At 61.9% G+C, this 25620-nt stretch carries 18 protein-coding genes; 13 read left to right on the forward strand and 5 right to left on the reverse strand.

Annotation, left to right across the window (positions count from 1 at the left end):
* Positions 1-22 precede the first annotated feature (22 nt).
* Together HX823_RS09450 and HX823_RS09455 are read left to right on the forward strand one after the other, a co-directional pair.
* Positions 23-1660 (forward strand): hypothetical protein, encoded by a 1638-nt coding sequence (locus HX823_RS09450; protein ID WP_177074744.1) that lies wholly within the window; start codon positions 23-25, stop codon positions 1658-1660.
* Between the two features lie 318 nt (positions 1661-1978).
* Positions 1979-2284, forward strand: coding sequence for a DUF6388 family protein (locus HX823_RS09455; RefSeq protein WP_010213230.1), 306 nt, complete (start codon positions 1979-1981; stop codon positions 2282-2284).
* Between the two features lie 172 nt (positions 2285-2456).
* Here the strand turns inward: HX823_RS09455 and nadC are convergent, their stop codons facing one another.
* The gene (nadC, locus tag HX823_RS09460) at positions 2457-3305 is read right to left on the reverse strand and encodes a carboxylating nicotinate-nucleotide diphosphorylase (RefSeq protein ID WP_177074745.1); all 849 of its coding nucleotides are present in this window, start codon (positions 3303-3305) and stop codon (positions 2457-2459) included.
* Positions 3306-3495: 190 nt separating this feature from the next.
* On the opposite strand from nadC, the gene HX823_RS09465 reads away from it, so the two are divergent.
* The 5 genes from HX823_RS09465 (at position 3496) to HX823_RS09485 (ending at position 9779) form a co-directional block, all read left to right on the forward strand.
* Entirely contained in the window at positions 3496-5619 is a 2124-nt protein-coding gene (locus tag HX823_RS09465; protein ID WP_177074746.1) for a DUF1631 domain-containing protein, read from the forward strand.
* A gap of 61 nt (positions 5620-5680) precedes the next feature.
* Entirely contained in the window at positions 5681-6244 is a 564-nt protein-coding gene (ampD, locus tag HX823_RS09470; protein WP_177074747.1) for a 1,6-anhydro-N-acetylmuramyl-L-alanine amidase AmpD, read from the forward strand.
* On the forward strand, positions 6241-7077 hold the full coding sequence (gene ampE, locus HX823_RS09475; RefSeq protein WP_177074748.1) for a regulatory signaling modulator protein AmpE: 837 nt from the start codon (positions 6241-6243) through the stop codon (positions 7075-7077). Before ampD ends, ampE begins: the two co-directional genes overlap by 4 nt.
* Positions 7078-8516: 1439 nt before the next feature.
* Positions 8517-9221 carry a methyl-accepting chemotaxis protein gene (locus HX823_RS32280; RefSeq protein ID WP_371317950.1) on the forward strand — a complete coding sequence of 235 codons (705 nt, stop codon included), beginning with the start codon at positions 8517-8519 and terminating at the stop codon, positions 9219-9221.
* 126 nt (positions 9222-9347) lie between these two features.
* Entirely contained in the window at positions 9348-9779 is a 432-nt protein-coding gene (locus HX823_RS09485) for a hypothetical protein (protein ID WP_038846824.1), read from the forward strand.
* On the opposite strand, the gene HX823_RS09490 is transcribed toward HX823_RS09485, so the two are convergent.
* Both HX823_RS09490 and cra read right to left on the reverse strand, forming a co-directional pair.
* A complete protein-coding gene (locus HX823_RS09490; RefSeq protein ID WP_177074749.1) occupies positions 9726-10502 on the reverse strand; it encodes a TatD family hydrolase in 777 nt (258 codons plus the stop codon). The two genes, HX823_RS09485 and HX823_RS09490, sit on opposite strands and share 54 nt — an antisense overlap.
* A 2-nt stretch (positions 10503-10504) precedes the next feature.
* Complete coding sequence (gene cra / locus HX823_RS09495; protein ID WP_177074750.1) at positions 10505-11500, reverse strand: catabolite repressor/activator; 996 nt, start codon at positions 11498-11500, stop codon at positions 10505-10507.
* 293 nt (positions 11501-11793) lie between these two features.
* Between cra and ptsP the strand changes: the two genes are divergently transcribed.
* Genes ptsP through HX823_RS09515 form a run of 4 tightly spaced genes read left to right on the forward strand, consistent with a single transcriptional unit; the run spans position 11794 to position 18880 of the window.
* A complete protein-coding gene (ptsP, locus tag HX823_RS09500; RefSeq protein ID WP_177074751.1) occupies positions 11794-14652 on the forward strand; it encodes a phosphoenolpyruvate--protein phosphotransferase in 2859 nt (952 codons plus the stop codon).
* A complete protein-coding gene (gene pfkB, locus HX823_RS09505; protein WP_177074752.1) occupies positions 14653-15573 on the forward strand; it encodes a 1-phosphofructokinase in 921 nt (306 codons plus the stop codon).
* An 11-nt stretch (positions 15574-15584) separates the two neighbouring features.
* Positions 15585-17294 carry a PTS fructose-like transporter subunit IIB gene (locus HX823_RS09510; protein ID WP_177074753.1) on the forward strand — a complete coding sequence of 570 codons (1710 nt, stop codon included), beginning with the start codon at positions 15585-15587 and terminating at the stop codon, positions 17292-17294.
* 44 nt (positions 17295-17338) lie between these two features.
* On the forward strand, positions 17339-18880 hold the full coding sequence (locus HX823_RS09515) for an alkaline phosphatase (protein ID WP_177074754.1): 1542 nt from the start codon (positions 17339-17341) through the stop codon (positions 18878-18880).
* Between the two features lie 131 nt (positions 18881-19011).
* Here the strand turns inward: HX823_RS09515 and HX823_RS09520 are convergent, their stop codons facing one another.
* The gene (locus HX823_RS09520) at positions 19012-21537 is read right to left on the reverse strand and encodes a sulfite reductase flavoprotein subunit alpha (protein ID WP_177074755.1); all 2526 of its coding nucleotides are present in this window, start codon (positions 21535-21537) and stop codon (positions 19012-19014) included.
* A 136-nt stretch (positions 21538-21673) separates the two neighbouring features.
* Positions 21674-23959 (reverse strand): TonB-dependent siderophore receptor, encoded by a 2286-nt coding sequence (locus HX823_RS09525; protein ID WP_177074756.1) that lies wholly within the window; start codon positions 23957-23959, stop codon positions 21674-21676.
* A 204-nt stretch (positions 23960-24163) separates the two neighbouring features.
* On the opposite strand from HX823_RS09525, the gene HX823_RS09530 reads away from it, so the two are divergent.
* Both HX823_RS09530 and HX823_RS09535 read left to right on the forward strand, forming a co-directional pair.
* Positions 24164-24844 carry a Fe2+-dependent dioxygenase gene (locus HX823_RS09530; protein WP_038844739.1) on the forward strand — a complete coding sequence of 227 codons (681 nt, stop codon included), beginning with the start codon at positions 24164-24166 and terminating at the stop codon, positions 24842-24844.
* 1 nt (position 24845) lies between these two features.
* Positions 24846-25598: a tetratricopeptide repeat protein gene (locus tag HX823_RS09535; protein WP_038844741.1), complete on the forward strand. Its 753-nt coding sequence runs from the start codon at positions 24846-24848 to the stop codon at positions 25596-25598.
* The last annotated feature ends 22 nt before the right edge of the window (positions 25599-25620 follow it).

Below are 25620 nucleotides of genomic sequence, written 5' to 3' on the forward strand. Positions count from 1 at the left end.
CCGCCACCACCAGGGGCCAATCATGTCAGTTCAACCCGGACCAACGTTCAAACGCTACGCAGCCAATGGCGTGGCCACCGCGTACGCCATCCCATTCCTGCTGCTGGACGCGGCCGACCTGCAGATCACCTTGAACGGTGTTCCGGTGACTACCGGGTTTATCCTGTCTGGCATCGGCAACCCGCAAAGCACCTGTACTTTTACAGCCGCCCCGACCGGTGATTTGTTGTTTCAGCAGGTCGTTCCGTTTCAGCGCTTGGCTGACTATCAGATCAATGGGGATTTTCTAGCGGAGACGGTGAACCGCGATTTTGACCGTCTTTGGCTGGCCGTCAAACAATTGAGTCGTGACAGCAGTCGGGCGCTGACGGTAAGCCTTTTAGAGCCGGAAGGGATTCCACCGCTGCCAACCAAAGCGGTTCGCGGATTGAGGGTGCTCGCGTTCGACGCTAACGGCAACCCGATCACTTCAAACCTGTCCCTTGAACAGATCGAGCAGCAACCTGCGCTGGCCTTGGAAGCTGTAGCACAGGCGCAGCAATCGGCAGCGGACGCGCTCTCGTATAAGAGCGCAGCGGGCGATTCAGCAAGTGCAGCAGCCGGCTCTGCAGGAGCCGCGGGCGGCTCTGCTGCCGCCGCGGCTGCATCGGCTATCGCTGCATCTAATGCCGGGCTACAAATGGGCATGTCGACCTGGGGTTATCGCCCTCAGCCCTTCGCTGGTTTTGCTCTGGATGACGGCCAGGAACTTGACCGCGCTGTGTACCCTAGCTTCGCGGCCGCACTAGACGCAGGCCTGCTGCCGACTGTAACGCAGGCGCAATGGAACGCGGACCCTGGAAACAGAGCGTGCTTCGTTGCCAACTCAAGCGCGGGCAAGTTCCGGATGCGGGATCGCAACGGGATGTCGTCTGGATCGTATGGTGCGGTATTTGAGCGTGGCGGGTCTGGTCCGACGCTCATCAAACGTGACCAGATGCAGTCCCACAAGCACCGGACGGTAAGTCGTGGCGATGATGCGGCAAACACCGTTGACGGGGTGGATACAACCGCAGGTGCAATAAGCTCGACCTCTCCGGCCGGAGCGAGCACGAGCAACCGTTCTTTGTCGGGCCTTCCATACACTGGACCTAACGTTGGCGATGTTCCAACGGGTGGTGGCGCTCGACACGGATCCGAGACCTACCCGACTCACGCCACCGGGGCCTGGATGACTCGCCTATTTGGAGTCATAACCCCGCTTGGCTCCGCTGAGGCTGCATCCCTGGCCACGGCATATGCCAGCCTGGCAACTCGACTTATGGCTGTCGAGACATTGCCGCGCTTTAGACGTTGGAGGTCCGCCAATCTATCACTGGCGGTCACGGCCGCCGGATACACACATGCGTTAGGGTTTGTGCCTGATGTGATTAACGTCCATGTAACTCTGACGGTTTCCGTCGGCGGGTGGCCTATTGGGGTTGCGTTCCGCATGAGCCCTCAGGGCACAGACATTGGCCCGCCAAACAGTTACGGCATTCAAGTGTGTAACTTGGATGCGAGTTCGTTCTCGGCCAACTGCGCGTCATCGGGCATCCTGATCAACACCACGACCGGTGCGCAGGTTGCCGTCACGCTTGCCCAGTGCACCGTTCAGGTTGAGCTGCTGGCCTGGGCGTAGCTGCAAGGTGGCGCTCTTTGATCAGAGTGCCTATTATCGTTTGGCGACCAGGGCTCGAAAGGGCCCAGCGAAACCTAAAAAGTACACTGGCTAGTACAGCGGTTTATGCGGTATCCGGAGGCGGCCAGTAAATGCTGGTTAATGATCGTCAAATGCGATTCCTGTCTCGGGCAAAAAGGCAACAAAGGCAGCACTGTTTTCAGTTGATCCCAGAATGGTTCTGAAGGCCAGACGAGCCGGCATTTGCGCCAGTTCTTTTATATCTGTGCAACCTTGATGACCCAGATGCATCCCCATTCCTCGATCTAAGAGAACAACATGACCACGACTGAAATGACCCAGGAAGTTCGGCACGAAGAAGCACTCAAGAAGTACCTTGAGGACACGCCGCAGCTCAAAGAAGAGATCAAGGACCTGAGCGCCGATGATCAGCGCGACCAGATTCAGTGGGCATTCGAGGACGAGGCCGAGAGCCAGGGCTACCAGCCTTGGGAGCTGACCCTCAAGTACACATCGACCCCGGAAGCGTTTGAAGCGGCACGGCTGGCCTTGCACAAAGAGGCGGCCGAGGTGCTGGGTGTCGAATGGGAAGAGTATTGCGAGATGAATGACTTGGTGGTCTAAACGCTTTGAATGGGCGGGCTTGTTGTGGCGAGGGAGCTTGCTCCCGCTGGGCTGCGAAGCAGCCCCGATAATCAGATACATCCACGGTATCGGAATAGGGAGTGCTTCGCACTGGAGCGCCAGCCCGGTCCAGCGGGAGCAAGCTCCCTCGCCACAGTGGGCTTGCTCCTACTTAGATACTCAGCCGCATCGACAAATCCACCGCCTTCACATCCTTGGTCATCGCGCCAATCGAGATGTAATCCACCCCGGTCTGCGCAATGGGCAGCAGGGTGCTTTCATTGATCCCGCCGCTGGCCTCCAGCTTCGCCTTGCCGCCGTTCAGGCGCACGGCTTCGCGCATATCCTCCAGGCTCAGCTCATCGAGCATGATGATATCCGCGCCCGCCACCAGGGCTTCGCGAAGTTCATCCAGGCTTTCCACTTCGATCTCCACCGGTTTGCCGGGGGCGATCTTATGGGCGGCCGTGATCGCCTGGGCAATGCCGCCACAGGCCGCAATATGGTTTTCCTTGATCAGGAACGCGTCATACAAACCGATCCGGTGATTGTGGCAGCCGCCGCAGGTCACCGCGTATTTCTGCGCCAAGCGCAGCCCCGGCAGGGTTTTGCGGGTGTCCAGCAGCTTGACCTGGGTGCTGGCGACAAAATCCGCCAGGAATTGCGCACGGGTGGCGACACCGGAGAGCAACTGCAGGAAATTCAGTGCGCAGCGTTCGCCGCTGAGCAGCGAACGTGCCGGGCCTTCAAGGTGGAACAGCACCTGGTTGGGGCTCACGCGTTCACCGTCGGCCACCTGCCAATGCACCGCGACCCGAGGGTCCAACTGGCGGAACACCGCATCTACCCAAGCCGTACCGGCGATGACCGCTTCGTCACGGGTAATGATGGTCGCCGTGGCCAGCCGTTCGGCCGGGATCAACTGCGCAGTGATGTCGCCGCTGCCGATATCTTCCAGCAGTGCGCGGCGCACGTTGGCTTCGATTTCGGCGGTGAGGTCGGCAAGACGGAGATTCGGCATAACAGGCTCCACAGACAAAGTGCCCCGATTATAGGGGCAGTGCGCGTTCGAACCCAGGCTCGCTACTCATTTACCGCGCAAAGGCAGAGTTTGCTGGCGCAACCGCCCTCATTTGCAAGATAATCTCGCGCCTTGCAATTGGCGTCATAGCTTTGACGTTCAGACCCATACCCCGTTTCAGGAGGCCAGGATGCACAATGACGGAAAGGTGGTGCCCTTCAACAAGGCGTCCGCCACGCCATCGCCGCTCGCCCGACTGCCGGTGGTGTTGCTGCAGGTGCGCGACAAGGCGGCGCAACAGTTGCAGCAGGGCCTGCAGGATCTGTTCGATAACGCTGATGACACCTTGTTCGAAATGGCCGACAAGGCGCGGAACAACCTCGATCACCATATTTTCTTTGAAGCCATGCGCGACTTGCGCCTCAAGCGCAAGAATTTCGAGCGTGTATTCATGGAGCGCCTGTTTGAAGCCTTCGCCAGTCTGGGTCAGGCAGGGGGCGGGGAATTGCAGTTGGTGCCGGTGGTTTCCTACGACGCGGCCCCGGGTTCTTCCAAGGATGACCTGGAAAAAGCCGTGGCGCTTGAAGCCATGCTGGGCCGGGTGCGGCATCGTGATGGCTTGGCCTTGGAGCAACTCACGGCGCGCTTGAGTGCATTGCTCGGCAACCGCCTGGATGATCGCGAAAACCCTCTGGGGCCTGCGCTCTTGTGTGAGTTTTTCCTGCGGGCGGGGCGCAGCCTGGGCGTGGAGATCCGCGTCAAGCTGATCATGCTCAAGCTGTTTGAAAAATACGTGCTCAGCGATGCTGACCAACTGTACGGCGAAGCCAATCAGTTGTTGGTCGCAACCGGCGTTTTGCCTGAGCTCAAGGCCGTACCGTCCCGTCGGCTTGAGGCGCGTGCGGTCCGTGAGCTTGCGCGCGAAGAAACCTTGCCGCCGGTCGACGAAAATGGCCAGGAAGCCTTCGCCGCGCTCCAGCCATTACTCACCGCGGTACGCGGTAGCGTGGCGCCGACGCTTGAAGCCAGCGCCGAACCGTTGCCCATCGCCACCCGTGACTTGCTGCGTCTGCTCTCCCATTTGCAGCAGTACGTGCCGGAGCCTGAGGTCGAGGATGATTTCGACCTGCGCAACCAGCTTGAGCAGTTGCTCACGCGCGTCAGCGTCAAGAGTGGCAAGTCGCGGGTGGTGGAGGATGCGGACGAAGATGTGATCAACCTGATCGCGCTGCTGTTCGAATTCATCCTCAACGACCGCGCCGTGCCCGATGCCTTCAAGGCCTTGATCGGTCGTCTGCAGATCCCCATGCTGAAAGTCGCGGTGCTGGACAAGAGCCTCTTCAGTCGCACCAGCCACCCGGCGCGGCGCCTGCTCAATGAAATCGCGACCGCTGCCATGGGCGGCACTCAGCGCGACCATCTGTACCTGCGCATCGAGCAGGTCGTGCAGCGCTTGCTCAATGAATTTGTCGAAGATGCGACCATTTTTTCCCAGCTGCTCGCCGAGTTCAGCGCGTTTAGCGCGGATGAACGGCGGCGCAGCGACTTGCTTGAGCAGCATACCCGCGATGCCGAAGCCGGTCGCGTGCGCACCGAAGCGGCCCGCCAGCGCGTAGCCGATGTGTTGAACAAACGGTTGTTGGGCAAGACCCTGCCGCGTCCGGTCGTGCAGTTCCTGCAGCAGGCCTGGAGCCAGGTACTGTTGCTGGCCAGCCTCAAGCATGGCGAGCAATCGGTGCAATGGCAGGCGGGGCTGCGCACCATGGATGAATTGATCTGGAGCGTCGGCCTGCAGCAAGACACAGAAGCCGGGCACCCTTTGCTGGAACAACTGCCGGGCTTGCTCAAGGCCTTGCGAGACGGATTGACCAGTGCCGCGTTCGACCCCTTCAGTACCCGCGAGTTTTTTGTGCGTTTGCAGGCCTTGCATGTCCAGGCACCTGAAGGTGTCGACGAGTGGATCGAAGTGTGTGAACCCTTTGTGCTGAGCTCGGCGTCACCCGACCCGGTCCGCGATCTGCCGGACAACGACCCCCACCGGATCAAGGCTCACCAGCTCAAGATCGGTGGTTGGGTGGTGTTTGAGGAAGACGACGCCACTACGTTGCGCTGCCGTCTGACGGCGATCATGGCACCGTCCGACACCTATATCTTCACTAGTCGCACGGGGCTCAAGGTGTTGGAGAAAAGCGCGGGCCAGTTGGCATTGGCGTTCAAAAGCGGCGCGCTGCACACCTTGGACGACGGCCCCTTGTTCGAGCGTGCCTTGACCGCCGTCGTGGGCAAGCTGCGTCAACTCAATCACGGCAAGTGATCGCAACCTGAGGGTCGAACGCGGCATACTGGACACACTTTGTCTCGTTCAAGGAACCTGTATGCAGTTGGACCCCACCAGCGGTTGGTGCCAGGGCATCCGTCATTGCCCTTCGCCCAACTTCAACGAGCGCCCCGCCGGCGAGATCTCACTGTTGGTGGTGCATAACATCAGCCTGCCACCGGCGCAGTTCGCCACCGGTAAAGTGCAGGAGTTTTTCCAGAACCGCCTGGATGTCACGGAACATCCCTACTTTGAAGGGATTGCCGACCTACGGGTGTCTGCGCATTTTCTGATTGAGCGTGACGGTGCGGTGACGCAGTTTGTGTCCTGTCTCGACCGGGCCTGGCATGCCGGGATCTCGCAGTTCGAGGGGCGGGACACCTGCAATGACTTTTCCCTGGGGGTGGAACTCGAAGGCACGGATGACCAGCCGTTCACTGACGCTCAATATGCGTCATTGATCGACCTGACCCGCCAGTTGCTGGCGGCTTACCCCGGCATCACGCCCCAGCGCATTTGTGGTCACAGCGATATCGCTCCGGGTCGCAAGACCGATCCCGGCCCGGCTTTTGATTGGACGCGCTTTCGCAGCGCCCTGCAGGATGGAGGACACGCACGATGAGTTTCCTGGTGTTGGTGCTGGCGGTCTGGATCGAGAAATTCTCGGCCTTGCGCCTGCGGTTGCAGCGTGATGGCGGTTGGCTGCGTGAATTGGCCAAGCTGGAATCGAGCCCGCGCATGGGCAAGCAGCCCTGGCTGATCCTGGCATTGCTGGTGTTGTTGCCGGTCGCGTTGCTGGCGTTGTTGCTGCTGGTGTTGGAGCCGGTGGCTTACGGGCTCTTGGCACTGCCGGTGCACCTGTTGGTGGTGATCTACAGCCTGGGCCGTGGTGACCTGCTCGCCGGGCTTGGCCCTTTTCGCGATGCCTGGCGACGTGGCGACCTGCAAGCCGCCGAGCACGTGGCTGAGCGTGACTTGAACCTGAGCGCCGACAGTGGCGAACAATTGCTCGAGCGCGTCCAGGGCCATCTGTTGTGGCAGGCCTACCAGAGCTTTTTTGCGGTGATTTTCTGGTACTTCCTGTTGGGCCCGGTGGCTGCGTTGGCTTATCGCCTGCTCGCACTGGCCAGTGAACACAGCAAGAACCCTCTGGTGGCCGAGCGGGCCGGGCAACTGCGCCACGCATTTGACTGGCTGCCGGTGCGCCTGCTGGCGGCCAGTTTTGCCCTGGTGGGTAACTTCGTCGCGGTCGGCCGTGTGATGCTCCACGAACTGCTGAGCTGGGACATCAGCGCTGCCCAACTGGTGGAAAAAGTTGGCCTGGTCGCCGCTGAAATCCCGCCTCCAGCGGTCGGCCCCGATGGCATCAACAGCCTGGACCGACTGTGGGAACTGCTGCTGCGCGCGGCGGTGCTGTGGTATGCCGGGTTTGCCATCTGGACGGTGCTGCCCTGACGGCTGATCTCATTAACCTTAAGTTACAAAACTCCCTTTCAAATTGAGCTATACAGATGCTGGCTAACTGCCGCCCTGCGCCTCAATAAAAATAAAAGAAAGGGAGTTCACCTGTGAAGAGCTTGCTCTATCCCGCCGTCGCGCTGATGAATCGCCTGAGCTTCGGCATGAAGTTCAGCCTGATCAGCGTGTAGTTCCTGCTGCCGATGCTGGCGACCAACTATTATCTGGTGCGTGATTCGTGGCGTGAATTCCAGGGCACACGCGTCGAGCTGCAAAGCCTCGACCTGCTCGGCAGCAGCCTGGCCCTGCGCCGCGACCTGGAAACCCTCAACAACCAGGTGCAGATCAACGCCACGTTGGGCCAGTCCGGTAAGGCGGGCGACCTTGAGGGCAAGATCAGCGCTTTGGAACAAAGCGTGCTGAACCGCCTGCAAAGCCTCAACGCCATGACGACCGAGCCCGAGCAAATCGCCGCTTTTGACGCCAAGCGCGACGAGTTGATCGCTGCCTTCAAGGCCCAACAGCAGGAAACCTCGCTGCTGAGTAAAAGTGCCCTGATCGGCAAATTGCTCAACAAGGCCCAGATGCTCAGCCAGATCATCGCCAGCCAATCCGGCTTGAGCCGCGATTCTCAAAGCGATCTGCGCCAACTCAGTGAACTGATCACCAGTGTGACCCCGCAAGTCACCCAGACCCTGGGCGAAGGCCGGGCAATGGGCGCGTATTCCCTGGGCCAGGGTTTTCTCAACTCGTCGTCCAGCACACGTTTTGACGAGCTGTTGCAGCAATTGGAAAAACTCCAGGCCGAGTATGGCTTGAAGTTGCAGGATGCCCTGGGCTCCAGCAAAGCCGCGCACGCGGCCCTCGACAGCCTGGCCAAGGCCAGCAACGCCAGCCTCAAGCAAGCCAGCGAGTTGTTTGAAGAACAGGTCGTGATGGCCGAAACCCTCGACGCGCCCTGGCAGGACTTCTACGACAATGTCAGCCGGTTGATGGCCCAGACCTACCAATTGGATGACGCCACGCTGACCTTTCTCGGGCAACAGTTGGAACAGCGCCTGGCACAGAACCGCACGCACATGGTGCTGCTGGTCTCGGCCCTGAGCGCGGTGTTCCTGTTGATTTTCTACTTGTATGCGGGCTTCTACGCGTCCACACGTACCACGCTGCGGCGCCTGGGCGCGATGATGGATAAGGTGGCGGCCGGTGATATGACCGTCACCTTTGTTGCCCATAGCCGCGATGAGCTGGGTGACCTGGGCCAGGTATTCAACGGCACCGTGGCGAAGATCCACGACTTGATCGAGCGCGTCGGACACACCGTCGGCCAGGTCGAGTTACAGGCCGGGCAGGTGGAGACGGTCTCGGCCCAGAGCAATCAGGCCGTTTCCGGGCAACGCACGCAGATCGAGCAGGTGGCGACGGCCATGAATCAGATGTCGTCCACCGCGCAGGAAGTCGCGCGTAGTGCCGCGGCGGCGGTCAGCAGTGCCCAAAGCGTCAACGACGAAACGGTCAGCGGCCGTGGCCTGGTGCAGTCGCAGCAGGGCAGCATTGCGCGGCTCGCCACGGAAATCGATCAGTCGGTGAAGGTCATTAACCAGTTGGCCACTGACAGCCAGTCCATCAGCAGCGTGTTGGAAGTGATCAAGAGCATCGCCGAACAAACCAACCTGCTGGCCCTGAACGCCGCCATCGAAGCCGCACGGGCCGGCGAGCAAGGGCGTGGGTTTGCGGTGGTGGCGGACGAGGTGCGTACTCTGGCTCGGCGCACCCAGCACTCCACCGAGGAAATCGAGCAGATGATCAGTCGCCTGCACAGCGGCGTGGCGGCGGCCGTGAAGGCCATGGGCAGCAGCCATGAAATGGCCAGTGGCACCGTGGGCCAGTCGGAAAAGGTCCAGCAAGCCTTGGAAAACATCCTCGGTGCTGTAGGAATGATCGTCGATCAGAACCAGCAGATTGCCGCCGCCGTGGAGCAGCAAACCGCCGTCGCCCACGATATCGACCAGAACATCGTTGAAATCAATCGGGCTGGCGAACATGCCGCGCAGGGCGCGCACCAGACCGAAGCGGCGAGCCGGCTACTGTCCGTGCAGGTGATCGAGTTGAAGCAATTGATCGGCGCGTTCCGGGTGTGAGACTCGAATGTAGGATTTGTCGTTTGCTGGCGTGGTGCTTGTCCTGATTTCTCGGCGTCTCTTTTCCGGGGCCTTGAATGGGTGAAAATTGTTTCACTCGATTTCAAGTCCTGGGGAGGCACAGCGATGAACGCTGTAATCGGCATCAAGGGGCACTGCGCCCATTGCGACATCACCTTTAATCTCAAGCCTTGGCAACTGAATGCCATCGCCATCGAAGAACCGTTCGATTGCCCGTACTGCCAGTGGATCTTGCAGTTGAACTGCCCTCGGCAGTTGCGTCAGTTCAGGTCCCTGGACCAATGGGCACTGGTGCGACCGAGCATGGTGGTGTTGACCTGCACGGCACTGATCGTGGCACTGGTGACAGAGTGGGTAGGGTTGATCAGTGTGATCGGCCAATTCAACATTTCGCTGATCGTGCTGCTGGTGCATTTCCTGGTGCTGCGATATGCCCGCTACCGTCAGCGGATAACGCTGGAGCTGCAAGTGGTCTCGCCTTCTCTACCAATTGAACAGCTCGCACGCATTGCGTGTGCTCGCCTCGGCCAGCAATAGAGGGCTGGTATTCATGCGCTCGGCGAGCGCGGTGCAGATGTCCGGCAGGTGTTCGGGGCTGTTGCGTTGGCCGGGGTGCATCGCGGGCGCCATATCCGGTGAGTCGGTTTCCAGTACCACCGCGTCCAGCGGCAGGTGGGCCAGCACCTTGTGCATGCGCAGGGCTTGAGGCCAGGTCGCCGCGCCGCCCAAGCCCAGTTTGAAGCCGAGCTTGATGTATTCGCGGGCTTCTTCGCGGCTACCGGCAAAGGCGTGGATGATGCCGCCACGGGGCAGGCGAATGCGCTTGAGGGTTGCAATCACGGCGGCGTGGCTGCGACGCACGTGCAGCAGCGCCGGCAGTTGGAAGTCCACCGCCAATTTTAGCTGCGCTTCAAACAGGCTTTGCTGGCGTTCGCGGTCCAGTTGTTCGAGAAAGTAGTCCAAGCCGATTTCGCCCACGGCGCACAGCTGCCGGTGGCCGTGCAGGCGAGTCAGCCAGTCGCCCAACTCCGTCAGGTCGGCGGGGCGATGGTCATCGAGGTACACCGGGTGCAGGCCAAAGGCAGCGAACAAGCCTTCGTCCGCTTGCACCAGGTCCCACAACCGCTGCCAATTCTGCTGATACACCCCCAATACCACCATACGCCGCACGCCCAGTGCTCGGCTGTGAACGAGGACTTCCCGGCGATCGCTGTCGAAATCGGGGAAGTCCAAATGGGTGTGGGTGTCGATCAGCTCCACGCTCACGCCTCGTGAATACGCTGCTTGAACGTCCGGCCGATGGCATGTACGCCCGGTTGGTACTGTTCTTCTTCAATTGCGGCCAGGGCCAGGCGTAGGGCGGTCTCGGCGATCAGTTGATGTTGCTGGGCCATGGCGTTGACCGGCAGCGGCAGGAAGTCCAGCAACTGGGTATCACCAAAGGTGCCCAGGCGCAGCGGCCGTGATTTGAGCGGAAAGTCATGCAGCGCGTCGAACACGCCTTGCAGCAGTACGTAGGACGTGGTCACCAGCGCGTCAGGCAAATGCCCCAGTTGCTGCAGAAGTTGCTCCATCAGCTGTCGGCCACAGTCGCGGCTGAAGGCTTCACCGTGTTCGACGATCACTTCACCGGTGAACCCGTCGAGGGCCTCACGGAAACCGGCGGCACGTTCCTGGCTGATACTCAGCTCGGGCCGTGCGCCGATCAATACGATCTGCTTGGGCAATGGCTGCAACAGGCTGCTGGTCAGTTGCTGGCACGCCTGGCGGTCGTCGCTGACCACCGAGCAGAATTGATCCGCGCCCATCACCCGGTCGATGGCAATCACCGGCAACCCCTTGGCCTGCAACTCACGGTAACTGTCATCACTGGCCGGCAGGCAGCTGGCGACAAATAGCGCATCACAGCGTCGGGCGCGGAACAGTTGCAGCAGTTGGCGCTCGCTGTCGGCGTCATCGTCGGAACTGGCGATCAGCAGTTGATAGCCGCGCGCCCGCGCCCCTTGCTCCAGGAGCTTGGCGATGCGTGCATAACTGGGGTTTTCCAGGTCGGGCAGGATAAAGCCCAAGGTGCGCGTGTGCCGACTGCGCAGCCCGGCGGCCTGGGGGTTGGGGGTAAAGCCATGGGCTTGGACCACGGCACGCACCCGTTCGACGGTGGCGCTGCTGATGCGTTGCTGTTCAGCCTTGCCATTGATGACGTAGCTGGCGGTGGTCACGGACACACCGGCGAGACGGGCGATATCACTGAGTTTCAAACCGGGATTTCCTTGTTTTCTGGAGCTTGCCCCGACATTTTCTCCAATCGTAACCGATTCCTGTACACGACCAATGTCCTGGCTCAAGCGCCGAGTGGTTCTTCAAGGATGCGCAATTAACGCGTAGTCTTCCATAAACTATAGATTAAACGTTTCAGCCAGCGTATTTTTACGACGTTCGCGACTGAGTGGCTACTGCCAATTGACTGCTCAGTCAGTAAAACCTGAACACCCTTTACACTGTTTGTTTAAAACAATACCTAGTGCGCCACTGCACTAACTAGGAGAACGGCATGCTTGAGCTCACTGTAGAGCAGATTTCCATGGGCCAGGTGGCCGTGGACAAATCTGCTGCCTTGCACCTGCTCGCTGAAAAACTGGTGGCCGACGGCCTGGTCGCCGAGGGTTACCTCAGCGGTTTGCAAGCCCGTGAAGCCCAAGGCTCGACCTTCCTCGGCCAAGGTATCGCCATCCCCCACGGCACCCCCGAAACCCGTGACCAGGTGTTCTCCACCGGTGTGCGCCTGCTGCAGTTCCCCGAAGGGGTGGACTGGGGCGACGGCCAGATCGTGTACCTGGCCATCGGCATTGCCGCCAAATCCGACGAACACCTGCGCCTGTTGCAACTGCTCACCCGCGCCCTCGGTGAAACCGACCTGGGCCAGGCCCTGCGCCGTGCCGGCAGTGCCGAAGCGCTGTTGAAACTGTTGCAAGGTGCGCCGCAGGAACTGGCGCTGGATGCGCAGATGATCAGCCTGGGCGTGTCCGCCGACGACTTCGAAGAACTGGTTTGGCGCGGTGCGCGGCTGTTGCGTCAGGCAGATTGTGTAAGCAATGGTTTCGCCGCCGTGTTGCAGCAAGTGGATGCGTTGCCCCTGGGCGATGGCCTGTGGTGGTTGCACAGCGAGCAGACCGTCAAGCGCCCAGGGCTGGCGTTTGTCACCCCGGACAAACCCATGCGCTACCTCGGTCAGCCGCTCAACGGCCTGTTCTGCCTGGCCAGCCTGGGCGAAGCCCACCAGACGTTGCTCGAACGCTTGTGCGCCTTGCTCATCGAAGGGCGCGGCCAGGAACTCGGCCGCGCCACCAGCAGCCGCGCCGTGCTTGAAGTGCTGGGCGGTGAATTGCCGCCCGACTGGCCCACTGCGCGCATCACCCTGGCCAACGCCCACGGCCTGCATGCGCGCCCGGCGAAGATCCTGGCGCAGTTGGCGAAAAGTTTTGAAGGCGACCTGCGTGTGCGCATCGTCGATGGCCCCGTGGGCGCCGTGTCGGTAAAAAGCCTGAGCAAACTGCTGAGCCTCGGCGCGCGTCGCGGCCAGGTGCTGGAGTTTGTCGCCGAGCCAGCCATTGCCGGCGACGCGCTGCCCGCGCTGTTGGCGGCGGTGCAAGAGGGCCTGGGTGAAGAGGTCGAGCCGCTGCCAACCCAAAGCGCCCCGCCTGAAGTCGTCGATATCGAGCCAGTGCTCAGCGCACCCTTGGCCGGCAGCCAGATCCAGGCCATCGCCGCCGCGCCGGGCATTGCCATCGGCCCTGCGCATATCCAGGTGCAGCAGGTCTTCGACTACCCCTTGCGTGGCGAATCTTCCGCCATCGAGCGCCAGCGCCTGCACGGCGCCTTGGCCGATGTGCGCCGTGATATCCAAGGGCTGATAGAGCGCAGTCAATCCAAGGCGATCCGCGAGATTTTCATCACCCACCAGGAAATGCTCGACGACCCGGAACTCACCGACGAAGTCGACACCCGCCTCAAGCAAGGCGAAAGCGCTGAAGCGGCGTGGATGAGTGTGATCGAAGCGGCCGCCAAGCAGCAGGAGTCGTTGCAGGACGCGCTGCTCGCCGAGCGCGCCGCCGACCTGCGTGACGTCGGCCGTCGTGTGCTGGCGCAATTGTGTGGCGTCGAAAGCGCCCAGGAGCCGAGCGAACCTTACATTCTGGTGATGGACGAAGTCGGTCCGTCCGATGTGGCGCGTCTGGACCCGGCGCGCGTCGCCGGGATCCTCACCGCCCGTGGCGGCGCGACGGCCCACAGCGCCATCGTCGCCCGCGCGCTGGGGATTCCGGCGTTGGTCGGTGCCGGCGCGTCGGTGTTACTGCTGGCCTCGGGCACACCCTTATTGTTGGATGGCCAGCGCGGCCGCCTGCATGTGGACGCCGACGCCGCGACCCTGCAACGCGCTACGGTCGAGCGCGATACCCGCGAACAACGCCTGCAAGCCGCCTCGGCGCAGCGCCATGAACCGGCCCTGACCCGCGACGGTCATGCCGTGGAAGTGTTTGCCAACATCGGCGAAAGCGCCGGCGTTGCCAGCGCGGTGGAGCAGGGCGCCGAAGGCATTGGCTTGCTGCGCACCGAATTGATTTTCATGGCCCACCCGCAAGCACCGGACGAAGCCACCCAGGAAGCCGAATACCGTCGCGTCCTCGATGGCCTCGCTGGTCGCCCGCTGGTGGTGCGCACTTTGGATGTGGGGGGCGACAAACCGCTGCCTTACTGGCCGATCGCCCAAGAGGAAAACCCCTTCCTCGGCGTGCGCGGCATTCGTCTGACCTTGCAGCGCCCACAGATCATGGAAGCGCAACTGCGGGCGCTGCTGCGTTCGGCGGACAACCGCCCGCTGCGCATCATGTTCCCCATGGTCGGCAGTGTTGACGAATGGCGCGCGGCGCGCGACATGACCGAGCGCCTGCGCCTGGAAATACCGGTGGCAGACCTGCAACTGGGCATCATGATCGAAGTGCCGTCGGCCGCGTTGCTCGCGCCGGTCTTGGCCAAGGAAGTGGACTTCTTCAGCGTCGGCACCAATGACCTGACCCAGTACACCCTGGCCATTGACCGTGGCCACCCGACCCTGTCGGCCCAGGCCGATGGCCTGCACCCGGCGGTGTTGCAACTGATCGACATCACCGTGCGCGCCGCCCATGCCCATGGCAAGTGGGTCGGCGTGTGCGGCGAGCTGGCGGCTGATCCGTTGGCCGTGCCGGTGTTGATCGGCCTGGGTGTCGATGAGCTGAGTGTGTCGGCCCGCAGCATCCCCGAAGTGAAGGCGCGCGTGCGCGAATTCAGTCTGAGCGAGGCCCAGGGCCTGGCGCAACAAGCACTGGCGGTGGGCTCGCCCGCCGAAGTGCGAGCCCTAGTGGAGGCCGTGTAGATGGCAAGGATTCTGACCCTGACGCTGAACCCGGCGTTGGACCTGACGGTACGCTTGGCGCGCCTGGAACCGGGTGAAGTCAACCGTAGCGAAACCCTGCTGACCCATGCTGCCGGCAAGGGCGTGAACGTGGCGCAGGTGCTGGCCGACCTGGGCCATCAGGTGAGCGTGGGTGGGTTTCTCGGTGAAGAAAACCCCCAGGCGTTCGACGCGCTGATCGCCCGCCGTCGATTTGGCAATGCGTTCATTCGTGTACCGGGCGAGACACGCAGCAACATCAAGATTGCCGAGCAGGATGGCCGGGTCACCGATATCAATGCGCCTGGGCCGCTGGTCAGTGACGAGGCGCAAGCAGAACTGCTCAAGCTCATCGCCATCGTCGGCCCGGAATTCGATGCGGTGGTCGTGGCAGGTAGCTTGCCGCGCGGCGTCAGCCCGCAGTGGTTTCAAAAAATGCTCGAACAACTGAAAAACCTTGGCTTGAAAGTCGCCCTGGACACCAGCGGCGAAGCGTTGCGCGCCGGCTTGCAGGCTGGCCCGTGGCTGGTCAAACCCAATACCGAAGAACTGGCCGACGCACTGGGTAATGCCCCGGATGCCATCAGCCAATTGCATCAACAGGGTGTGGAACACGTGGTGGTTTCCGACGGCGCTGCGGGCGTGAGCTGGCACAGCCCAGGCGTGTCGCTGCACGCCACGCCGCCCAAGGTCGCGGTCGCCAGCACCGTCGGCGCTGGCGACTCATTGCTGGCCGGCATGCTCCACGGTCTGCTCACGGGTGATACGCCGGAGCAAACCCTGCGCCGCGCCACGGCGATTGCCGCGATGGCGGTGACGCAGATCGGTTTCGGCATCAGTGATCACGCGCAGTTGGCGCGCCTCGAGAGCGGCGTCCATGTGCGCGCGCTGACAGAACAATAAGAGGGTTTGTGATGAAGTTAGCCATTGTTACCGCCTGCCCGAACGGCATGGTCACCAGTGTGCTGTGCGCCCGCTTGTTGGACGCCGCCGCGCAACGCCAGGGCTGGAGCACCAGCGTTGAAGTGGTGGATGTGCAGCGCCCGGAGCGCCAGTTGTCCCAGGCCACGATCAACGACGCCGAATGGGTGTTGTTGGTCACCAGCACCCCGGTGGATATGCAACGGTTTGTCGGCAAGCGCGTATTCCAGAGCACGCCGGCCCAGGCGCTGGCGGATGTCGACGCGGTGTTGCGCCGTGGTGCTGAAGAGGCGCAGGTGTATGTGGCTACGCAACAGGCGGCCAAAAATGCACCGCGTATCGTCGCCATTACGGCCTGCCCAACCGGGGTTGCCCATACCTTCATGGCTGCAGAGGCCTTGCAACAGACGGCCAAGCGGCTGGGCTACGACTTGCAGGTCGAGACCCAAGGCTCGGTCGGCGCGCGCACGCCCTTGAGCCCGCAGGCCATCGCCGACGCCGATGTGGTGTTGCTGGCGGCGGATATCGAAGTCGCCACCGAGCGTTTCGCCGGCAAGAAGATCTACCGTTGCGGCACCGGCATTGCCCTCAAGCAATCCGAGGCCACCCTCAACAAGGCGCTGGCCGAAGGTGCGGTGGAAAGCGCGGCCAGCGGTGCGGTGGCCAAGCAAGAAAAGACCGGCGTGTATAAACACCTGTTGACCGGTGTGTCGTTCATGTTGCCGATGGTGGTGGCGGGTGGGTTGTTGATTGCCTTGTCCTATATGTTCGGCATCACGGCGTTTGAAGAGCAAGGCACCCTGGCTGCCGCGTTGAAGTCGGTGGGAAGCCAGGCCTTCATGTTGATGGTGCCGCTGCTGGCAGGCTACATCGCCTACTCCATTGCTGATCGTCCGGCCCTGGCCCCCGGCATGATCGGCGGGTTGCTGGCGACGACATTGGGTGCAGGCTTCATCGGCGGGATATTCGCCGGTTTCCTGGCCGGTTACTGCGTCAAGCTGATCACCCGCGCGGTCAAGCTGCCGCAAAGCCTGGATGCGCTGAAACCGATCCTGATCATTCCGTTGCTGGCGAGCCTGTTCACCGGCCTGGCGATGATCTACCTGGTCGGGCCGCCGGTGGCGCGCATGCTGGTGAGCCTGACGGGATTCCTCAACACTATGGGCACTACCAACGCCGTGCTGCTGGGTGTGCTGTTGGGCGGCATGATGTGCGTCGACCTCGGTGGGCCGATCAACAAGGCAGCTTATGCGTTTTCCGTCGGCATGCTTGCCGAGCACAGTGGCGCGCCGATAGCCGCAGTGATGGCGGCGGGCATGGTGCCGCCCATCGGCATGGGCATCGCCACCTTCCTGGCACGCCGCAAGTTTGCCCAGACGGAGCGTGAGGCCGGCAAGGCAGCGATCATTCTCGGCATGGTGTTTATCTCCGAAGGCGCGATTCCCTTTGCAGCCAAAGACCCGCTGCGCGTAATCCCGGCCAGCATCGCCGGTGGCGCGTTGGCGGGTGCGCTGTCGATGTATTTTGGTTGCAAGCTCGCGGCGCCCCACGGCGGCCTCGCGGTGCTGGTCATCCCGAATGCGATGAACCACGCGCTGCTGTACCTGCTGGCGATTGTCGCCGGTAGCGTGCTGACCGGCCTGGTGTATGCGCTGATCAAGCGTCCGGAAGCGGTCGAGCTGACTGTCGCACCGGTGTCATAACCCCATGCTTAAGTGGCCCTTTTGATAACCAAGAGGGCACCTGCATGAGCCATTTCGATCTCGGCCGCCGCCGCGTGATGCAAGCTGTCGGCGCCGGCCTGTTACTGCCGGGCCTGGCCCCGGCGGTGATCGCCTCGGTCAAGGACCGGCCGCAACTCACCGACGGCGTGCAGTCCGGCGACCTGCTCGGTGATCGCGCCATGATCTGGAGCCGCAGCGACCGCCCGGCCCGCATGGTGGTGGAGTGGGACACCCGCAGCGTCTTCAGCAACCCCCGTCGATTTGTTTCGCCCCTGGCCGACAACCGCACCGACTTTACCGCCCGCGTCGAACTCACCGGGCTGCCCGCCGACCAAGCGATTTTCTACCGCGTGCACTTCGAAGATGCCCAGACCGGCGTCGCCAGCGAGCCTTGGTTCGGGCACCTGCGCAGCGTGCCGCAACAGCGCCGCGACATCCGTTTTGTGTGGAGTGGCGACACCGTCGGCCAAGGCTTCGGCATCAACCCGGATATCGGCGGCATGCGCATCTATGAAGCGATGCGCCTGCGCCTGCCGGACTTTTTTATCCATAGCGGCGACACCATCTACGCCGACGGCCCAGTGCCGGCGCAGCTCAAGGTCGAAGACGGGCGCATCTGGCGCAACCTCACCACCGACGCCAAGAGCAAGGTGGCCGAAACCCTGGATGAGTATCGCGGCAATTACCGCTACAACCTGATGGATGAAAACGTCCGTCGCTTCAACGCCGAAGTGCCGCAGATCTGGCAGTGGGACGACCATGAAGTGGTGAACAACTGGTCGCCAAGCAAGCAGTTGGATGAGCGTTATCAGGTCAAGGACATCAACACCTTGGTCGGCCGTGCGCGCCAGGCCTGGCTGGAATATTCACCGATGCGTCGGCAGAGCGCCGATGGCGGCGGGCGCATTTATCGCAAGCTCAGCTATGGGCCGTTGCTGGATGTGTTCGTGCTGGACATGCGCAGCTATCGCGGGCCGAACGATGACAACCTGGGCGCTGAAAAACCCTTCCTCGGCCGCGAGCAGTTGGATTGGCTTAAGCGCGAACTCAAGGGCTCGCAGGCGCAGTGGAAAGTCGTCGCCGCTGACATGCCGATTGGCCTGGGTGTGCCTGATGGCGAAGTGAGCCCCGGCGTGCCGCGCTGGGAAGCGATTGCCAATAACGACCCAGGCGCACCGCAAGGGCGTGAGCTGGAAATTGCCGAGCTGCTGGGCTTTTTAAGGGCGCAGAAGGTACGCAACCACGTGTGGCTGACGGCGGATGTGCATTACTGCGCGGCACACCACTATCACCCGGATCGTGCGGCGTTCCAGGATTTCGAGCCGTTTTGGGAGTTTGTCGCCGGGCCGTTGAATGCGGGGAGTTTCGGGCCTAATCCGTTGGATAAGACCTTTGGGCCAGAGGTGGTGTTCGAGAAGGCGCCGCCGGCACAGAACACCTCGCCATTCGCCGGTTTTCAGTTTTTTGGCGAGGTGAACATTGATGGGCAGACGGCGGAGTTGACCGTGATTTTGCGGGATCTGGATGGCGTGTCGGTCTTCGAACAAAAACTCCAACCCGCCTGACTTGGAACGCAATCAACTGTGGGAGCGGGCTTGCTCGCGAATACGGTGTGCCAGTCGCACATTAGCTGACTGATCCACCGCATTCGCGAGCAAGCCCGCTCCCACATGGGTTCCTTAACGTCTGTAAGATCTCAGTAGACGTCGCGGCGATAGCGACCTTGTTCGATCAACCGCTCCACGGCTTCACTGCCAAGGATGTCCACCAACGCCTGATCCACCCCAGTCGCCATCCCCTGCAGGCTCCCGCACACATAAATCGCCGCGCCGTCGCTCAGCCACTTACGCAGTACCTCGGCTGACTCCCGTAGACGATCCTGTACGTAGATTTTTTCCTCTTGGTCGCGGGAAAACGCCAGGTCCAGCAGCGCCAGATCGCCACTGGCCAGCCAGCCTTGCAGCTCGTCCTGGCAGAGGAAGTCATGCTTGATATTGCGTTCACCGAACAGCAACCAGTTACGCTGCTGGCCGTCGGCAATGCGTGCCTTGAGCAAACTGCGCAGGCCGGCCAGGCCGGTGCCGTTGCCCAGCAAAATCAGTGGCACGGGGATGTCCGGGAGATGAAAACCACTGTTGCGGCGCAGGCGCAGGCTGATGCTGGAGCCGAGGGCCGCATGTTCGGTGAGCCAGCCTGATCCCAGGCCCAGGCTGCCGTCGGGGTGGCGTTCCTGGCGTACGATCAATTCGAGTACGCCATCGCTGGCAATCGAGGCGATGGAGTATTCGCGCATGCCCAGCGGCACCAGCGCGTCCACCAGCGCCTGGGCGTGCAGGCCGACCAGGTGAGCGCGATGCGTCGGCAGTTGGCGAGTGGCCAGGGCCTGGTCGAGGGTATGCGCCATGCCGTCGATCAACACACCGTCGCTGTTGGCCAGGCCCAGGCCCCCCAGGAAGTGCTCGATGGCCCAAGGGCAGTTGCGCGGCAGCACTTCCACCAGGTCGCCGGCTTGCCAGCGTTGTGGTGACGAGGAGGTGAGGCCCAGCAAGTAGACATCGGCGCCTGCGCTGTCGCGGTTGAGCAGGGTGCGTTGGCTCAGCGTCCAGTTTTCGTATTGGGCGGTCGGCCAAGCGGCCGCCGGGGCGTGGCCGGTGAGCTGGCCGAGTTGTTGTTGCCAGTGCAGCAGGGCGGCGGTGTCACCGCTGTCGACTTCCACCGGGGCGAACAGCGCGTTGCCGCCCTGGTGGGTCAGCCAGAAATGCAGGCGCCGCGCGAAGCCGCAGAAGTGTTCGTATTGACGGTCGCCCAGGGCCAGTACCGAGTAGTTCAAGCCCTTTAGGGGCAGGTCTTGGCCGAGCACGCTGCGATCGAAACCGCGAGCACTGTCGGGCGCTTCGCCGTCGCCGAAGGTGCTGACCACGAACAGCGCATTTTCCGACTGGCGCAGGTCATCCTGGCTGACGCTGCCCAGGGACTGCACCTTCACCGGCAAACCAGCCGCCTGCAATTGGCCAGCCGTTTGCCACGCAAGCTGCTCGGCAAAACCGCTCTGGCTGGCAAAGCCGATCAGCCAGGCCGGGGCATCGCTGGCGTTGGTCGTGAGGCCTTTACGCGCGTCACGCACCTGGCGTTTTTTGCGACGACGGTCCAGGTACAACAGCCAGCCGGTGATGAAGAACAGCGGCATCAGCACCGAGCTGACTGTGAGAGTGATCCTTCCTGCCAGGCCGAAGTAACTGCCGGTGTGCAGCGCGTAGACGCTGGTCAGCAGTTGTGAACCGAGGGTCTTGCTGGCGTAGCGGTCGTGGGATTTCACCTCGCCGGTCGCCGGGTCCAGGTTGATCTGGTTCAGCGCGCGGTCATGGGGCGAATTGTTTAGCAGGTAGTACACGGTGGCCGGTTGCCCGGCGACAGCTGGCATGCGGATGTTGTAGGCACTCAAGCCGGGGCCGGCGTTGCTGTAGATGCTGCTCCAGATCGCATCGTAATTGGCTACGGGCGCCGGACCTTCAGGGGCTGGGCCGCGTTTGCGCACCCGTTCATTCTGTGGGGCGTCGGACAACAGCTTGGTCAGGCCCTGGCTGTACCAGTCGTAGGACCAATACAGCCCGGTCAGTGCCGACAGCAGATAGGCCAACAGGCACCAGGTGCCGAACACCGAGTGCAGGTCCCAGTTGAAGGCACGGCCTTTTTTACGCCAGTCCAAGGTCAGCCAGGCACGCCAGCTTGCCACTTGGCGCGGCCAGCGCAGGTACAACCCGGAGAGGCAGAAGAACACCAGGATCAGCGTACAGGCGCCGGTGATGTTGCGTCCGGTATCACCCATCACCAGGAAGCGGTGGAACTGCAGCAGGAAGCCAAAGACCTCCTGACCCACCACGTCGCCCATGTAGTCACCGGTGTAGGGATCGAAATAGCGCAACTGTCCACGGCGTTCACCGGGCGGCGGGGTGAAGAACACACGGGCGGCGTTGCCGCTTTCGCTTTCCACGAACAGCATGGCCACGGTCTGGCCTTCGGTGGCTTCCAGCTTGCGCACCAGCTCGGCGGGCGGCAATACACCGGCTTCGCGTTTTTCCACGGTCAGTACGCTCGGGTTGAGCGCCCGTAGGATTTCATCCTGAAACGAGACCGCAGCCCCGGTGATCCCCATCAAGGCCAGCACCAGCCCGGCGGTAATGCCGAAGAACCAGTGCAACTGGAACAGGGTTTTCTTCAACACGTCTGACCGCCTCGTCTATCCGGATATGTAGGGCACGGCGCGCATTATGCCGTGGCTTGTCGAGAAACATTCTGTTTTACACGCAAAAGCCCCGCGCATCCGATGCGTGGGGCTTTTTGCTGCGTGGTGCGGCTGTTTAGAAGTGGAAGCTGGTGGTCAACAACGCCGTGCGACCGGCCGCCTGGTTGGCGAAGTGCGTCGAGAAGGCTTTGTCGTAATACAGCTTGTCCGTCAGGTTTTGCACGTTCAATTGCAGGTCCACGTTCTTGGTCAGCTTGTAGCTGGCCATGGCGTCGTAGCGGGTGTAGGACGGTACATAAACGGTGTTGCCCGCATCGCCATAAACCTGGTCGACGTAGAACGCGCCGCCACCGATGGTGAGCTTGGACGTGACGTCGTAGGTGGTCCACAGGCTGAAGGTGTTCTTCGGCGTGTTGGGCATTTGGTTGCCTTTGCTCGACCCCGAGCTGACCACACCGTTGCGACCGTTCAAGCCGGACTTGACCAGTTCGCTGTCGAGGTAGCTGTAGCCGGCGAACACCTGCCATTGATCGGTGATTTTGCCGCTGGCGGACAGTTCCAGGCCGTCGACCTGGGACTCACCGGCGTTCTGATAGGTCAGGGCGTCGACCAGGATGCGCGTGTTTTTCTTCTCGGTACGGAACACCGCAGCGGTCAGCGACAGGCGATCGTGGAACAGGTCCCACTTGGTGCCCAACTCGTAGTTGACGGTTTCTTCCGGCTGCAAGTCGCTGCTGGCGGCACCGGCAGACAATGGGTTGCCGTCCGACCCTTCACCCACCAGGCCACCGGCAGGTGTTGCCGACGTGGCGTAGGAGGCATAGATGCTGGCGTTTTCCACCGGCTTCCAGACCAGCCCGGCCTGCCAGTTGAAGAATTGGCTGTCTTCTTTGATTTTGCTGCGGCCGGTTGCGGAGTCGGTGTTGGCAACGGTGTCGAAGGTGTCGTAGCGCAGGCCGACGTTCAGCAACCATTTCGGGTCCAGCTCAATGGTGTCGAACACGTAGGCGCCACGGCTGGTGGCCTTGGTGCTGGTGCCGTAATAGTTGCGCGCGATGCTGCCGGTCCAGGCGTCATCCGGGTTCGGGTTGCTCAGGGAGGTGCACTGGCCGCCCAGGCTGCCTTTGGCCACGGTGCAGATCGGGTTGGCATTGGGGCTGATGGTGTAGCTGCTGACGCGGGTTTCTTCGCCGGTGAATTCCAGGCCGGTGGAGTAGCTGTGCTTGAAGCCCAGGGCCTGGAAGCTGCCGAACAGGTCGGTCTGGTTGGTGGTGGTGGTTGTGGTCGAGACCCGGCTGTTGGCGCGACGCCATACGGTGCCGAATTTGTTGACGTTGAGCTTGCTGTCGTCCGGTTGCGTCAGGATGTAGTCCTGCCCGGTGCTGCCGTGGCGCAGGGTATTCTTCAACGTCATGTTGTCGTTCAGGTCGTGCTCAATGGAGAACGTGCTGATGTCGGCGCGGGTCTTGCGGAAGTCGCGATCCTTGAGACCGTAGAAGTTATCGCTGTCGCCGCCGTCATTGGGTTTGTCATGCACGTGGGCCGTCGCGGTCGACGAGCCGTAGCCGTAGGGAATCCCCGAATCCGGCAGGTCGTTGCTTTCCAGGTGGTAGTAGCTGAGGTTGACGCGGGTCGGGGTGCCCAGGCCAAACGTCAGCGACGGAGCGACGCCCCAGCGGTCGTAATTGATCGCGTCGCGACCGGCGACGTTCTGTTCGTGGCTCATCAGGTTCAGGCGGAACGCGGCGCTGTCGTCGAGGAACTGACGGTTCACGTCGAGCACATAGCGGCGGGTCTGGTCGGAACCGTAGGTGAAGCCGCCGTTGGTGAAGTCCCGCGCTTGTGGGGTCTTGCTCACCAGGTTGAGGCTGCCACCGGCCGAGCCCCGGCCGCCGAACGACGAATTCGGGCCCTTGCTGACTTCGATCGACTCGATGTCGAAGATCTCACGGCTCTGGCCGCCGGTGTCGCGCACGCCATCCAGGTAGGTGTCGCCCTGAGCGTCAAAACCACGGATGAACGGGCGGTCGCCCTGGGGGTTGCCGCCTTCACCTGCGCCGAACGTGATGCCCGGTACGGTGCGCAAGGCGTCCTGCAACGAGGTGGCGGCGGTGTCCTTGAGCACTTGTTGCGGCACCACGGTGACGGAACGCGGCGTATCCACCAGCGGTGCGGTGTATTTCTGCGACGAGGCTTTTTCGACCTGGTAGGAGGTGTTGTCCTGTTCTTCGCCAGTAATGCTGGTGGCGCCGAGGGAGATGCTGTTGCGCTGGCCTTTTTGTTCAGTGTCTTCGGCAGCCTGCGCCAGGTGGGCGACTGAGCTGGCGCTGAGGGCAACGCCGATGGCCGAAGCCAGCATGCGTGGTGAACTGGCAGGTATTTTTGTAGTGGTGCGCGACATGACGTGTCCTTTCCCCAAGGATGTGAGGCCGCGGAATATAGTGTTAACAAGTATTTCTATCAATTGCGATACATTGCTAATTGCACTGAATTTACATTCTTTACACTTTTTGCTTACGGTTTCTACGAACTCATCCGTCGCGGCGTTTTACAGGGCGGATAAGAATCAATACCATTGGCGTCTCTCTGAATTCAGGTATTGCCCATGCTGCTGCACATCCCCGGCCTGTTCTCTCGTGAGGAAGTGCAGCGCATCCGCAAAGCCCTGGAAGCCGCCGATTGGGCCGACGGTAAAATCACTGCCGGGCACCAGTCCGCCAAGGCCAAGCACAACCTGCAATTACCCGAAGGCCACCCATTGGCCAAGGAAATCGGCGCGGCGATGTTGGAACGTTTGTGGCAGAACCCGCTGTTTATGTCGGCGGCGTTACCGCACAAGGTCTTCCCGCCGTTGCTCAACTGCTACACCGCCGGCGGCAGTTTCGATTTTCACATCGACAACGCCGTGCGCCAGCCCAAAGGCAGCCACGAACGCGTGCGCACCGATTTGTCATCCACCTTGTTTTTCAGCGACCCCGAGGAGTACGACGGTGGCGAGCTGGAGATCCAGGACACCTTTGGCCTGCAGCGTGTGAAGTTGCCCGCCGGCGACATGGTGCTGTACCCCGGTTCCAGCCTGCACAAAGTCAACGCCGTGACCCGTGGCGCGCGCTACGCCTCGTTCTTCTGGACCCAAAGCCTGGTGCGCGAAGACAGCCAGCGTACCCTGCTGTTCGAAATGGACGGTGCGATCCAGCAACTGAGCGCCGATGTGCCAGACCACCCGGCACTGATCCAGCTCACCGGCACCTACCACAACCTGTTGCGCCGCTGGGTCGAGGTCTGACATGGGCTTCTTGTTGCGCCGTGAAGAAGTGCTCAACGTCGAGCAGTTGCAAAGCATGCTCGACGATTCCCCCGTGCGCGCAGCCCAGGCGATCCTGATAGCGGCAAAGGAGGGCGTGGTCGATGCCCAGGCGCTGCTCGGGCAGATCCTGCTGGAAGGGCGTGGCATTGCCCGCGATGAAGCGCTGGCGTTGCGCTGGTTCCAGATTGCGGCAAAGGGCGGGCACTTAATGGCGCGCAATATGGCCGGGCGCTGTTTGGAACATGGCTGGGGTGGTGCGGCGGATGAAACGGCAGCGGCGCGAGAGTACCGTTTGGCCGCCGAAGCCGGTTTGGATTGGGCGCAATACAACTACGCCAACCTGTTGGCGACCGGGCGCGGTGTGGCCGAAGACCAGCAACAGGCGCTGAGCCTATACCGCCAGGCAGCGGAACAAGGCCATGCCAAGTCGATGAACCTGCTGGGGCGTTATCTGGAAGACGGCCAATGCTGCCCGAGAGATTTGGACGCCGCCGTAGCGTGGTATCGACGCTCCGCCGAAGCCGGGGATTTTCGCGGGCAGTTCAGCTATGCGGCGGTGTTGGCGGACAGCGGCCAGGTCGATGCGGCGCTGGAGTGGTTGCGCAAGGCGTTGACGGGGGGGAATTTGAAGTTTTTGCGTACGGCACAGAAGGCGCTGGCGGCAGCGAATGATCCGCAGATTCGGGCGATGGCTGAGGCTTACGACGCGCGTGCTACTCAGCTAAATCTGTAAACACCGGCTGTGGCGAGGGAGC

It is taken from the genome of Pseudomonas sp. P7759, from assembly GCF_013386445.1.
In the GTDB taxonomy this organism is placed as follows: Bacteria; Pseudomonadota; Gammaproteobacteria; order Pseudomonadales; family Pseudomonadaceae; genus Aquipseudomonas; species Aquipseudomonas azotoformans_A.